Origin of the sequence: Streptomyces sp. NRRL F-5650 (genome assembly GCF_000721365.1) — a bacterium.
In the GTDB taxonomy this organism is placed as follows: domain Bacteria; phylum Actinomycetota; class Actinomycetes; order Streptomycetales; family Streptomycetaceae; genus Streptomyces; species Streptomyces ardesiacus.
In genome coordinates this window covers 1-295 of sequence record NZ_JOGV01000181.1, presented here as the reverse complement: position 1 = coordinate 295, position 295 = coordinate 1, and the positions used below count along the sequence as shown (strand labels likewise).

The 295-nt window shown below is 68.5% G+C and carries 1 protein-coding gene; it reads left to right on the top strand.

All coding sequences use genetic code 11. The features are described 5' to 3' along the window. A partial coding sequence (locus tag IG88_RS42220; protein ID WP_324609033.1) for a ketoacyl-synthetase C-terminal extension domain-containing protein occupies positions 1 to 295 on the top strand: 295 nt, incomplete at both ends.

Genomic DNA, 295 nt, shown 5'->3' with positions numbered 1-295 from the left:
TGCGGCGTGGTGTGGTGCCCAGGACGCTGCATGTGGATGAGCCGACGCCGCAGGTGGACTGGTCGGCGGGTGCCGTGGAGTTGGTGACGGAGGAGTGTGCCTGGCCGGAGACGGGTCGTGTTCGGCGTGCGGGTGTGTCGTCGTTCGGTGTGAGTGGGACGAACGCGCATGTGATTGTGGAGCAGGCTCCGGCTGAGGAGGCTTGTGGGGGCGGGGTTGGGTCCGGTCCGGCTGGTGTTGTGTGTGGTGGTGTGGTGCCGTGGGTGGTTTCGGGTCGGTCGGTGGCGGGGTTGCG